This is a genomic window from Dokdonia sp. R86516 (genome assembly GCF_044596715.1).
Taxonomy (GTDB): Bacteria; Bacteroidota; Bacteroidia; order Flavobacteriales; family Flavobacteriaceae; genus Dokdonia.
Genome location: NZ_CP138998.1, coordinates 627,182 through 641,169 on the forward strand (window position 1 = coordinate 627,182; position 13,988 = coordinate 641,169).

The 13,988-nt window shown below is 38.2% G+C and carries 7 protein-coding genes; all 7 read right to left on the reverse strand.

Annotated elements, in window-relative coordinates:
* Positions 1-48 precede the first annotated feature (48 nt).
* Positions 49-438, reverse strand: a complete 390-nt coding sequence (locus SJY23_RS02990; RefSeq protein WP_396597387.1) for a VanZ family protein — start codon at positions 436-438, stop codon at positions 49-51.
* Positions 431-811, reverse strand: coding sequence for a glycine cleavage system protein GcvH (gcvH, locus tag SJY23_RS02995; RefSeq protein WP_013751064.1), 381 nt, complete (start codon positions 809-811; stop codon positions 431-433). The genes SJY23_RS02990 and gcvH overlap by 8 nt, the downstream gene beginning before the upstream one ends.
* A gap of 104 nt (positions 812-915) precedes the next feature.
* Positions 916-8,385, reverse strand: coding sequence for a cell surface protein SprA (gene sprA, locus SJY23_RS03000; RefSeq protein ID WP_396597388.1), 7,470 nt, complete (start codon positions 8,383-8,385; stop codon positions 916-918).
* Between the two features lie 7 nt (positions 8,386-8,392).
* The gene (gene ruvA, locus SJY23_RS03005; RefSeq protein WP_396597389.1) at positions 8,393-8,974 is read right to left on the reverse strand and encodes a Holliday junction branch migration protein RuvA; all 582 of its coding nucleotides are present in this window, start codon (positions 8,972-8,974) and stop codon (positions 8,393-8,395) included.
* Between the two features lie 231 nt (positions 8,975-9,205).
* The gene (locus SJY23_RS03010; RefSeq protein WP_396597390.1) at positions 9,206-11,509 is read right to left on the reverse strand and encodes an NADP-dependent malic enzyme; all 2,304 of its coding nucleotides are present in this window, start codon (positions 11,507-11,509) and stop codon (positions 9,206-9,208) included.
* A gap of 87 nt (positions 11,510-11,596) precedes the next feature.
* Complete coding sequence (locus SJY23_RS03015; protein ID WP_396597391.1) at positions 11,597-12,550, reverse strand: carbohydrate kinase family protein; 954 nt, start codon at positions 12,548-12,550, stop codon at positions 11,597-11,599.
* 44 nt (positions 12,551-12,594) lie between these two features.
* Complete coding sequence (locus SJY23_RS03020; RefSeq protein ID WP_396597392.1) at positions 12,595-13,932, reverse strand: MFS transporter; 1,338 nt, start codon at positions 13,930-13,932, stop codon at positions 12,595-12,597.
* Positions 13,933-13,988: the final 56 nt, after the last annotated feature.

Sequence of the window (13,988 nt, forward strand, 5' to 3'; positions counted from 1 at the left end):
TAGTAGAGAGCTAAAATAGCAAAATAAATCTCAGTTGTGAAACTAAAATTACGATTTTAACCCTTTAAATTTCTTAAAAAATAGTAGAAATGTCAAACTTCCGAGCATTACACCTATACTATTTGCAAGTACATCCCACACATCAGGCGTTCTGTATGTAGTTGCACCACCTTGTAATAACTCAATCATTATGCCATATACCACTAATGCTAAAGCAATTGCTATATAAAACATGGGCTTTGCCCATTTCTGCGTTGAAGAGGTTTTTACGATATGAAAATAACTCAACCACAATATAGCTAAACCAAAATAAGCTCCTAAATGCAGGAGCTTATCTATGTTAGATATATTAGTATCTAGTTCTACAGGCTTAACAAGCGATCCTATGCTTAATGCACAAGTATATGCTATCGCCGCAAAACCAATGAGTTTATCCACCTATAAGTTCTTTATAAGCATCTGCGCTTAAAAGCTCATCTACTTGTGAAGCATCAGAGAATTTGATTTTAATCATCCATCCTGCTCCGTAAGCATCGCTATTTACAGTTTCTGGCTCATCTTCTAGACCTTCGTTAAAAGCTACAATCTCACCAGAAAGTGGTAAGAAAAGATCAGAAACAGTCTTTACAGCCTCCACAGTTCCAAAAACCTCATCTCTATCAAGTGTTTCATCAAGAGTCTCTACTTCTACGTAAACGATATCTCCTAGTTCTCCTTGTGCAAAATCTGTAATTCCCACTACGGCTACATCACCTTCTATGCGCACCCACTCGTGATCTTTTGTGTATTTTAACTCTGCTGGTATATTCATCTTAGTCTGTATTAGTTTGATTTAATTCCGCTTTCGCGAAAATATCCTTTTTAATAGATTAATACTTATTATTTTCAAATTTTCGCGAAAGCGAACTCATATTATTAATTTCCAAAATTATACCTCAAAGTAAATCCAGACCTTATAGTCGTTTGTGGAAATGCCGTTGATATTGCAAATGTCGAAAAAGTATGGTCATAAAAGAAGAGTGCAGTAAGATTTTTACTCAACGCATAATCTGTGGTAAACCTAAGGCCGTAAATATCTTGTCCTGCCGTGGTCTGGCTATTGTCTATATCTAGATACCTAATGATAGTTTCGTTTTGTCTAAGGGAGAAATCTGCTTTAAAGTTGAGATCACTCTTAAGAACCCTACGAGAACCTCCAAAGTTTGTAACAAACCTTAGGTCCTTAATACGGTATCCTAATCCTAAGATATACTCATTACCCTTAATCTCGGTAAGGAGGTTGTTATCAAAACTTAACCCTAGCGCTCTATCCCTTTTTATTTCGGCAAGGATTTTTACAGAATTCTTCATCTCAAAATCAAGACGTACCAATGGTGTAAACTGCTCTGTAAGCGTGACATTACTAAGTAAAGTTTCATTTAAGAAGTTACCGGCTTGATCACGCTGTGCGGTAAGAGGATCTCTATCTGTATTTCTATTATAAGCGAGGTTTGTTAAATAGTTATTTACAGAGTATCCAGCAGTGTAACCATGTTGCACAGAAAATCTCTTAAACTTATCTCTAAACCACTTAAGATTCATTAATCCTGTGTACTTAATATTCCAGTTAGGTAACGGAATGCTTCTAAGGAAACCAGTATCTGTTTTATTTACGTCTTTACCGGTATACGCTGAGAGGAAAGCTGGTAATAACACCTTTTGATTAGTACGACCAAAACCTTCTGGAAATCCATCTGCATCTACCTCAAATGTGTTTGTACCATAAAACTCTGTAGCCAGTCTATTTGCAACGGCTAGCCTGTTTTCTCTAAACGTATTAAACGTACTTGAAAACTCTGATGTGCTCTCTGCAAAGGCAGTCCCTAGTAGTACTGTCGAAATATTGAAGCGACCAAAACTATTACCTGTTAACGATTGATAAGCTAAACTCTGCTCGTTTACTCGGTAATTTTCTTGATAGTTTTCTTGAAAAACTCTATTAAAATTAAGGTCAATATCTAGGTCTTTTAATAATCCTATTTGAGCTTGAATCGCAAGGTTCCTACTTTCTATCTCACGATATTGCTGGTTAAAATCTTGAAAAAGTGTTAACCACCCATTACTTGCCGCAAGTTCTCTCACCTCTGCCTGGCTACCAAAAATAAATCCTGGTGTAGGTCGTAAACTACCAGCAAATCCAACAGATGGCAAATAACCTGGCAAGTAAATACCGTTATCCTCCTCATAAGTAAATTGAACACGTTTAACCGCTGTAAGTAATCCTACTCCTGTATTAAGCGCCTTATCTGACGTACTTAGCCCACTCGTAGTTCCTTCACTAGAAGCCTCTTGTTTTAATTGATTTATTTTACTGTTACGATCATCTTCTGGTGATGGTAAGCCTCTAGGCCTCGTGCTAGTAGCACGTTGCTTTTTCTTCTTGGTTAAGCCTGCATATTTGTAGAGCTTCTCCATATCTAAGGTACCATTAATAGCGTGTGTATTTGTATTCTCAACGCTATTTCCTAATTCTGGAATATTATCTAATACTTGAAACTGTTGAGAACCTCTCTGCCATCTGTAATTTGCAGTGTACGCATAGGTAGCCGTAATCCACTCTGTAAATGGAATTTTATCAAATGGCAAATCATAATTAAGTTGTAATACTCCATAATGCGTATCTGGCGTCCCTACATCAAAAAACCCATTGTAAATACCATAACCATTAATCTCTTGCCCTGCAGCATCAAGAAAAGCAGGCGCACCATCATTATCAAGATAGTTCCTTACGATACGATTATGGTTTACATTATAATTAAAACGAAGACTCTTAGTAATAGGATAATCAATAGAATATCCCCAGTCAAACAAGTAGTTACGTTGAAATAAACGTGGTACCGCAATATCACCTTCGTTTGCAAATACATCTCTAAACTTCTGCTGGTTATACTGGCGTACAATATTAGACTGTACAGCAATATTAGACGGTAAATAATTGAAATTTAAATCCTTTAAAAACTTATAATACTTACCCGTAAATAAAGAGTCATTCTTAGCAAATGGTTCTACAGGCTTAGCATTAAAACTATAATTATAAGTACCTCCTAATCTCACGTTTTGATCACGAGATTCTTCTATCTCAAAATCCTTGTGATCTGTCTGACTATAAGAATATGAAAATGTAAGATTTTCAATATCGTAAGGCATAGGTTTACGCTCGGTATTCGTGCGTTCTTTTCTTACACCTATAGCATTAAAGCTCTGACGCTTTGTATAATCTACAGAATAATCTTCTATATTATCTTTCTCTTCTTGACTAGCCGCATTATCTAGTGAAGTATCTAACTCCACATCCTCATAAAGCGGATTGAACTTAGGAGTTATACTTTGCTCACCTATTGCATAGTTAAGCGGCAATTGTAATCCCCATTTTTTAGGAAGCAATTGCCCCGCATTAAGATTTGTAACAATATCATATTGAGTTACATCTTCTAGGCTACGCTCACCTGCGTTTTGCTCTATACTTCCAAAACCTACAGTACTTAATCGTCCTGTAGCAGATACATTTGCAAAATCGGCAATATTTCCATCTACGCTTAATACTCCTGCATATCCACCATCATTAGTAAGATCTGACAAGCGCAGCTCGTTAAACCATACCTCTGCTCCTATTTCTCCTGGAGAGCAACCCATGGCTTGGTTACTCATTGGGTTACCATTTTTTACACCAAGCATTAATGTTCTTACATCACCAAAACTAGGAAGACCTTGTATACCAATACGCAACTGTCCCTCCTCATAACACATAGACTCTGGATTGAGAATACGGTCACCGTTTTGATCAAAGTACGTAATATCATCTGGGTCTGGTTCCACATCTCCTGCGATTACTTTTGATTTGATTATTTGAAGTAATTCTAATGGAAGATCTAGCTCATTTGCTGCTGGCCAGATAGCATCTCTATCTTGATTAGACACATTAAATGCAGTAGGCTGCAGTGGTAATTCTATCTGATAAAAATTTGAATTAAGATCGGTACCCATTCTTATGAAACCTACTAGATTCTGATTATCGAGACCATTTTCAATAATAGGCTCTGCGTGCATAAACATCTTAAGATTTTTATACTGTCGCATGTCGAGATTATAATATTTATAAACTCCCCTTGCGTCTTGCTCTTCAAGATTTTGAACTCTCAAAGAAAGAGACTGCTCGTTTTGCCTAATATTGTTATTGTTATTATTGAGCCTCTCACGCTCTACCCCTGGAGGTAATGCATAAGGAACTGGCTGTCTTGTTTCATTTGCCTCTATATTTACGGCAGCTACCTCAAACTGTGTATTATCTGCATCATTGATTTGCGTGTTCTCATTAGGATCTAACGTTAGTAAGTATCTTCTAAAATCTCCACGCACTAAATCCAATGTCCCAAAACGCAGTACAACATCCTCTTGCCACCCACTCATGTACATACGCATAAAACGTATAGACCTAAAATCATTAATCCCTCCTACTACATTAGTCGCCTGGTTGATTGGCACTCTAAATTGCACCCATCTTGTAGGTAGCTGATTTCCATTTTGAGTAGTAACAGTGAGCTCTCTTACATCTGTCACAAATGGATTATTTTCTATACTTAAAGATGTTGGATTAATAGGCAACTCATATTCAAAATATGCATCTACCGTGTTCATTGTGTTATCACGGTTTACATCTTCTACATCTGGAAAAGTAGTTGAGCCACGATTAGTTTGTGTAACCTCTACGGGAGAGTTTCCTTGATTATTGTTGTAATCTTTATAGCGCTCTACCACACCACCCTCTGTATTCAAGAAGTAATTATAGTTATCTCCTGCAGGATCTGGGAGTCCAGCAAAATTTGGAAATTCCACTGCCTCCTCTACATCGCTCAGTCCATCATAACCTATATCTTGATTAGTACGTTGCTGCCCTTCTGTATCAAAAGCATATACTAGGGATTGATTAGTAGGCACCTTTCCCCATACGGTTTCTGATGTCGCCTCATTTCCTCCTTCATTAGGAAGCCCATTTTCATATTGTTTTCTACCATCCTTGAGGATATCCTCAGATATACTACCCAAGTTAATCGTTAGGTTTCCTCCAGCATTTGTAGTGTCACCATCCCCAAAGAATGGATCTAGCAACCAGAATTCAACAAACTCCACGTTTGCTTGTTCAAAATCTGTAGAAGTTAACTGCCTTGTAATTCCTCCAAAATTCTCTTGAGGATTAGAAAGCATTCCATCTGCGGCATCCGGACTAAAGTTATAAGGTCCACGCTCTCCTGGAAAATAAGCTAAATCTAGCGTAAAAAGTGCCTGTGTTTGACCTGCAATAATATCTTGTTGAGGAAATATCTCATCCCTAAAAACACGTCTCGTTTCTGCCAGAGACAAATCGTCGTCTGAGATACCACCAGGACGTTGGTTATTGTAAAAAATAGGATCTATAGAATACCAAGCAAATTTTGCTCTTCTATATCCCGAAGCGAGATCACCGTTTGCAAGCTCTCCACCAAATCCAACTGGCGCAGATGACAAACTCCACTGTAAAGCACCTCCAATATCTATTGAGGTTTGTGAACCTTCAAAATCATCTACATATGAAGTTGCCTCACCATTAAAGTCTGTTCCTTTAGGTTGTCCTGGGAGTAGATAGGCTACTTCACCTCTTACAGAGAGGTTAGAGGCTACATCAGTATCGATATTAGGAAGTTTATTAACCCATCTCGTCAAAAACGGAAGCTCTGTAGAGTAGCTCGCATTTAATCCTACTATAGTATTGTTTATAGGCTCAAAGCTATAGGTAGCTTTTTGAGTAAGTGGTCGCTCATTGAGATTTAAAAAAGTACCACCTACTATAAAATTCTCACTAAACTGATGTTCTACATTAATACCTGTAAAACGTTTATTCTGCTGTCCAAAAATGGCATTATTCTCTACAGAAGCAGAGATAGGGATACCAGAAGCTTCTAAGGATTTATCTAAAATAATAACACGCCCTAACTGGTAGTTAACTGTATAATCAAGCCCTTCTACAAGTCTTCTTCCTCCTGCAGTAACTGTCACAGAACCTTGTGGTACATTAAATGCTCCTAATGGAATACCCTGCTCTTGTGCAGATTTATAACGTCCTTTTAATAAGAATTTATTCTTCTCAGCATTATCTCGCGCAATAGTCTTTGTAGATTGATATAAAGACGAATAGACATACTTGTCTTGATGTTCGTTATAAGTCTCTGTATTCTCGTAAGTTTCTGCACCATCGTTCACACTTAACAAATCAAATAATGTCTCTCCAAATGGTTCTACCGTAGTAAATACGATACTACCGTTTTGGACATGTACCGTTGTCCCAGGCACAAAATCAAAGAAACCATCTCCTCCTACTTGGGGATCTCCAAAGGTGGTTAATCGGTCAAGATTAAATAATCGTAACAAGGTATTACTCTCAAGATCTCCACGATCTTGACCTTCATCCATGGTGTTGTCATTATTAGTCCCATCAAACAAAGTAGGTAAAGGAGCTCCACCTACAGGAGTTATGAAATTAATAGGAGAAGGATCTGAATATACAATGTTCAATCTAAATCCTTCTTGCTCTAATTGAAAAGCACCTAGTGGGTAGATGTTTTTCATCATTAAATCCCATATAGGCTCCTGCACATTTGTAAGGTTACTTTTAAGCATCTTAACCACAAGATTCACCGGGCTTCCGGCTTGTCCAGCAGGAATTACAGTATCTAAAATGCCGTCACCATTTACATCTTGTCCGTTTAAAATTCCATCACCATTCACATCGGCATCTGCACTATCTGCGATGTTATCGCCATCTTGATCTGGACGACCTTGTCCAAAATCTGCATCTATAATATCTGGTCTCCCATCACCATCTGCATCTGGACGGCTACCCTCTGTAGCATTAATACCATCATTTGCAAATTCACCAACTTGGTACACTTGACCTCCCACTGTATATTGAAAGGCTACCCCGAGTACTTCATCATTATTTAAACGCTGGCTAAGAGATATATAACCTAGTGATGGATATAGTGTAAACTGAGAACTCTGTAGTTGTCTCGCATTTTCGAGTAACACATAATCAGTTCCATCTTGCACCGTAACGTTACCAAAACCTTGACTTGCCGTCGCTACATCTCTTATAGCAGGGGTAAGAACAGACTGTACAGACTGATCGTTTATACCACGTGGGTTAAAGTCGTTATTGCGGTTATCTGGAAATGCATTTGCAGCGTTATTTATAAAACCTGGATTTGCACCTACATCAATCCCTACGTTACTAGGGTCAGACTCTCCTATATCTTGTATTGCAATTATATTACGCGCATTTGTGGTTTGGTTCTGCCTGTTTGTAATCCAAACTTCGACTCTAGTTATTTGAACCCCTCTGTTATCTATAAACGGGTAGTTTTTAAGAGCATCGTTATAAGTATCCCTAAAGTAATGCGCTAAGAAGAAGTGACGATTTTCATCATAATCTAGCGCTGGCACCTCAAACTCTTGTACAGTCGCACCACCTTCTGCAGTTACTGTTCTAGGCTGAGACTGATTCTCAGAAAACACAGCCGTTACACGAGTCTTTCCAAACTGTAACTCGGTTTTTACACCAAACAAGCTCTGAGAGCCTTGAATAAGTGCACTGTTGAGTGGCATTGAGATGTTACCTACTTCAATTTTTTGGATAATATCATCTTCTGTAGGAGTGTATTCTAGTTTAATTTGATTTTGAAAATTAAAAGTAGACTCCGTGTCATAATTTGCAGTTATCTGTAAACGTTCCCCCACTTGACCTAGCAAACTTAAACTAATACGCTGGTCAAAATCAAAGGTAAAATTACTACGGTTACGTGGTGAAAATGCTGGATTATCTTGCTTTGTAAATAAGAGACCAAGGTCCATCTCTACAGACCCTTGTGGTGTAAATTCTATTTTATCTCCACCAAAAATACTTTTAAACAAATCATTCTCAACATAAAGTGATTTTACTAAGCTATTGCGTGTATCATCCTCGTCAGACCTGCCATCTACTGCATTTACCTTTTCTCTAAAATACTGACGCATTTGCTCGTCACGCACTCTTTTTTGATATTCGGCTGGTGTTAAAATGAGGGGATATGTGATATTAAAACTCCCTAATTCCTCAGTAAAAATATATCTATCAAGCACAGCATCATATGTATACTTTGACACTATACTATTAGGATTAGGCAACAGAAGACTACCTAATGAAAAGGTAGTAGCCGTCGAATCCTGAGCTACTGTATTTCCTTCTTCCTGCGCCATTGCTGCCGAATTTCCTAAAAAGAAAAACCCAACTACAAACAATATCGCTATACGTACATTTAAATAATAGTCTTGCTTCAAAATATGCCTACAGTTTTTTTAATGCTTCTTTGATAATCGTTTCCACGCTAGCGTCTGGCGTTACTTTTACAATTGCCGTACAGACTTTTTCTGCTTGCTTACGCGCAAAACCTAATGTCTCTAAAGCAGATAACGCCTCTTCTTTGCTTGTATTGCTTTGCACCGCACTTTCACTACTCAAATCGTACACTTTCAATATCTTATCCTTGAGGTCAAGTATTACTCGCTGGGCTGTTTTTGCACCTATCCCTTTAATGCTTTGTATGGTTGCCACATCATTAGAAGCAATTGCTTGTTTGATCTGATTAGGATCTAGAGACGACAGCATAGTCCTTGCCGTACTTGCTCCTATACCAGAAACAGACAGCAACAATCTAAAAATCTCTCGTTCCAGCACTTCCATAAACCCAAATAGCGTATGACTATCTTCTTTAACCTGAAGATGGGTATGTAGCTTCAAAGCCTCGCTATCTCCTAGCTGCCCAAAAGTGTGCAATGAGATATTAATAAAATATCCTACTCCGTTGCAGTCTAGCACTACATGGGTGGGATTTTTTTCTATCAGTCTTCCGCTTAAGTGAGTGATCATTTAACATATAATTAAGGAGCGTAAATGTAAGAAATTTATGTCTAGGAGATTGCCAATTTTAATGGTTACGCTTTCGCGAAAACAAAACCTCTTAAAACCATGTCTTTTCGACAAAAGCTTAATATATAATTCGTCAAATTCCACCAATAAAATATCCATAAAAAAAAGAGGTGTACATATTAAATATGACACCTCTTTTTATCAAATTTTCGCGAAAGCGAAATCTATATATTACCCTTTATCTTGCGCTCGACGTACTTCTTGTTTTTGCTTTTTCTGAGCATCAATAACAGTAATAGCTGCCATGCTTACCATTTCATCCACACTCGCTCCGAGCTGAAGAACGTGTACAGGCTTACGCATTCCTAATAAAATAGGACCAATGTTATCTGCTTTTTCAAGCTCCTTAATCACTTTATAGGAAATATTTGCACTATCTATATTTGAAAATACCAGTGTATTTACTTTTCTTCCTGCTAGTTTTGAGAATGGAAATTTTGCCTGTAACATTTCTCTGTTAAGAGCAAAATCTGCCTGCACCTCGCCATCTACCACAAGATCTGGATAGTTACGATGTAAGTAAGAAACTGCCTTACTCACCTCTGTAGCCTTCTCATGCCCAGAAGATCCAAAGTTTGAATAACTCACCATCGCTACAACAGGCTCAAGTCCAAACATTTTTACCGTGGCAGAAGTCATTTGAGCAATTTTGGCAAGCTCTTTTGCATTTGGATTAATATTTATCGAAGTATCTGCAAGAAACAACGGCCCTCTTGAAGTCACCATCAAGTTACAAGCTGCAACTTTTTGCACTCCTGGAGCAGTACCTATTACCTCAAGCACAGGCTTTATAACAGTGGGATAACTACGGCTATAACCAGAAAGCATCCCATCTGCATCGCCTTCATTTACCATCATTGAGGCAAAATAATCGCGACGCTTTACTTGACGTCTTGCATCAAGATACGTGATACCTTTACGCTTACGTGTGTTCCAGTATATATTTGCATAGCGATCTACTTGATCTTTTTCCTCCTCAGATAATGGATCAATAATCTCTACATCTGCCTCAAAACCTATTTCTTCCTTAAGCTCAAGTATCACCTCTCTGTTACCTAATAAAACAGGAATCGCAATCCCTTCCTCATGAACAATCTGAGCAGCCTTTAACACATCCAGCTGGTCTGACTCTGCAAAGATGATGCGCTTAGGGTCAAGCCTAGCCCTATCTAGCAGTAATCTTACAATTTTATTATCTTCTCCTAGGCGTTCTAATAACTCATCATTATAAGACTCCCAATCTGTTATGGGCTCAAGTGCAACACCACTATCCATAGCCGCCTTTGCAACTGCTGGAGGAATTGTGGTTATCAATCTCGGGTCAAAAGGCTTTGGGATGATATAATCTCGTCCAAAGGTAAATCGTGTTGCTCCGTATGCAATGTTCACCTGTTCTGGGACTGGCTCTTTTGCTAGTTGGGCAAGTGCTTTTACAGCCGCCATTTTCATTTCTTCATTTATTGCCGTTGCTCTTACATCAAGCGCTCCACGGAAAATAAACGGAAAACCAAGCACATTATTAACTTGGTTAGGATGGTCTGAGCGTCCCGTAGCCATAATAAGATCTGGTCGAGAAGTAATCGCTACATTGTAGTCAATCTCTGGCGTTGGGTTTGCCATTGCAAAAACAATAGGATCATTTGCCATAGATCTAATCATATCTGGTGATACAATGTTACCTACTGATAGCCCCAAAAATACATCTGCATCTACCATAGCATCTGCAAGGCTATTATAATCCTTATTACTTTTAAACTTTACCTGCTCTGGAGAAAGGTCTGTACGATCTGCTCGTAGCAAACCGTTTATATCAAACATGGATATATTTTCTAGCTTAGCACCTAGCAAGTGATATAAGTTCATGCAAGAGATAGCAGCGCTTCCCGCACCACTTACTACAATCTTTACATCTTCTATTTGTTTATCTGCAATTTCCAATGCATTAAGCATTGCCGCAGCAGAGATAATCGCTGTACCATGCTGATCATCATGCATTACTGGGATATCCAACTCTGCCTTAAGTCTGCGTTCTATTTCAAAAGCTTCTGGAGCTTTAATATCTTCTAAGTTAATACCTCCAAAGGTAGGTGCGATATTTTTTACAGTCTCGACAAAAGCATCAACATCCTTACTATCTACCTCTATGTCAAACACATCAATACCTGCAAAGATTTTAAATAAAAGCCCTTTCCCTTCCATGACAGGTTTTGATGCTTCTGGACCTATATCTCCCAGTCCTAAAACTGCGGTACCATTTGTGATAACGGCAACTAGGTTACCCTTTGCAGTATATTTATAAACGTTATTTACGTCTTTTGCAATCTCTAGACAAGGCTCTGCTACACCAGGAGAATATGCTAACGCGAGATCACGCTGGCTAGAATACTTCTTTGTAGGAACTACCGCAATTTTACCTGGTTTAGGCTTTGCGTGATACACGAGAGCTTCTCTACGCTTGTTGCTGTTTTGACTCATAAAGTTGATTTGTATTTGACTTACAAAAATACAGATTTCCTAATACGCCACATAAGCTATAACACATTATAGTTATGAGGTAGGGTTCTATTTAAAATCTAATAATTGCGTTAAGATATCTACATTTTGAGGAAGTCTCCCTACGTGCTGTAGTTTTATTGCAGCTAGTGATAGTGCGATTTTGAGACATCGCTTGACTTCATACTCCTTGATGTATGCAAATAAAAAGCCACTCCAGAAGGCATCTCCTGCACCTGTAGCGTCAAGAATATTTTCTACTCTTGCTGCCGGTAGTTCTATTACTTTTTGAGATTTGTTTTTACGCTTTCGCGAAAGCTTAACACCATCAGAACCCAACGTGAGACAAACCAGCTCCACGCCGAAATCATTATGAAAGAAATCAAAAATCTCATCATGAGACTTACGCTCATCAAACAAGCGCTCCATATCGTCTTCACTAATCTTCACTAGCGGATTATATGAACAGTATTGTCTAAAAGTCTCCATCGCCTTTTCTCTCTTAGGAAAAATACGCGGTGAGTAATTAAGGTCTATACTCAAAGTACAGCCAGCCTCAAAGGCCTTCTTAGCTTTGCCTAAAATAGTCTTTCGAGCAGGGTTTTTGCTTAATGCAAACGCTGTGGTATGAAAGATAGAGGTCTTTTCAATAAGCTCATCTGGAATTTGATCTTCGGTGATTTTTGTGTCTGCATAACGGTATGGAATAAAGTCTGGCGTTCCCGTCGTTTTCGATACAAATATTACGCTTGTAGGGTTTTGTGCATCTGTTCTTACAAGATCCGTTTGCACTCCATTTTCAGCTAGTTTTTCTTCAATGTATAGACCTAAACCATCATCTCCTCTAGTCGCAGCAAGCTTCACATTCATCCCTAGACGTGCTAAGTTCATTGCCACATTTGTAGGGCTACCGCCTAAATATCTGTGATAATCCCTAGTTTGATCTATTCTCACTTCCTTTTGGTGCCCTATAAAGTCTATTAAAACTTCACCTACACATATTATGTCGATATCTCTACTCACGCCTTTTTAGAATTTTGATACTTATAAATGATGTAAACTACTAACTACTCTGCTTGATTATAAACCTCTTGGGCTTGCTTGGGTGTTAACCTAAGTGCTAGAATAGCCGATATTAAGAAAAACACTCCTGCAAATAATATTGCATTTGTAGCATTACCATCAAGTAAATATTTATAGATAGGACCAAAAGTAACGGTCTCGATTGCCATAGGTATGACAATCATCATATTCAATATACCCATATAAATACCACGTTTAGTTTGTGGTACAATCTTGGAAACCATTGTGTATGGAATTCCCATCATTGCAGCCCAGCCTATTCCGAACAGAATCATAGGCGCCAATACTAAATTTGCATCGTTTATATATGGAATCAAAAACATAGCAAGAGCTGTACCTAACAAACTTGCTGCATAAATTTTCTTACCACCAAACTTTAACGTGAGCGGGACGAGCACAAGCGCAACAACCATGGTCACAGAATTATAAGTCAAACTCATTTTTGCAGATTGCGATGCCGCTTCCCCAATAGTGAAATTTAGGGTATCCCTAAACATAGGAACATTAAACTGCCAGTATACAAATAATGCATACCACTGAAAAAGGTACACCCCTGCAACCTTCCACATAAATGCAGGCATCGTCTTTACAGTTTGAGCAATCTCAACAAAGGGATGTATAAATTTCTGTACAAAGGATAATTTTCTAAATCCTTCTATTTCTACCATTTCATTATCTGAGGGTGGTATTTCTTTGGTCTTGCTTACAGACCATAATATGGTGGTAATAGATAATATGGCACCTATAAAAAATGAGTAGTATAACCACTGGGGTATGCTCCCTACGATTTCTTCGGCAACACCAAAAATTTCCTGAAAGTATATAATAGAGAGCATGGCAATCACTGTTCCTGCACCTACAAAAAGGCTTTGCATTTGATAACCAAGGCTCAGCTGTTTTTGTGGTAACTTATCCCCTACTAACGCTCTATAAGGCTCCATGGCCATGTTGTTCCCTATATCAAGTATCCACAGCAATGCAACTGCTACCCATAACACCGGACTAAATGGAAATGCAAATAAACAGATACTACCTATGAGGGCACCTATGAGAAAAAATGGCTTCCTTCTTCCAAACTTAGGCGACCAGGTTTTATCACTTATCGCGCCTATAATAGGCTGCACTATCAATCCTGTAATAGGACCAGCAATATTAAGAATAGGCAACAAATCTTCGGCAGCTCCCAGGTATAAGAATATTGGATTTATGGCAGTTTGTTGAAGTCCAAATGAAAATTGAATTCCAAGAAAACCAACGTTCATATTGAATATTTGCCAGAAGGATAGGTTAGGCTTTTTGATACTACTGAGTACTTTATTCATAAATATGCAGGGTTTTTATTATGATTCAAGTCAGTAATATCAGCAAAAATATTAAG

What these genes read in the sequence shown, in the direction of transcription:
- gcvH (WP_013751064.1), bottom strand. Translation starts at nt 811, where the DNA reads ATGAATATACCAGCAGAGTTAAAATACACAAAAGATCACGAGTGGGTG.
- ruvA (WP_396597389.1), bottom strand. Translation starts at nt 8,974, where the DNA reads ATGATCACTCACTTAAGCGGAAGACTGATAGAAAAAAATCCCACCCAT.
- SJY23_RS03010 (WP_396597390.1), bottom strand. Translation starts at nt 11,509, where the DNA reads ATGAGTCAAAACAGCAACAAGCGTAGAGAAGCTCTCGTGTATCACGCA.
- SJY23_RS03020 (WP_396597392.1), bottom strand. Translation starts at nt 13,932, where the DNA reads ATGAATAAAGTACTCAGTAGTATCAAAAAGCCTAACCTATCCTTCTGG.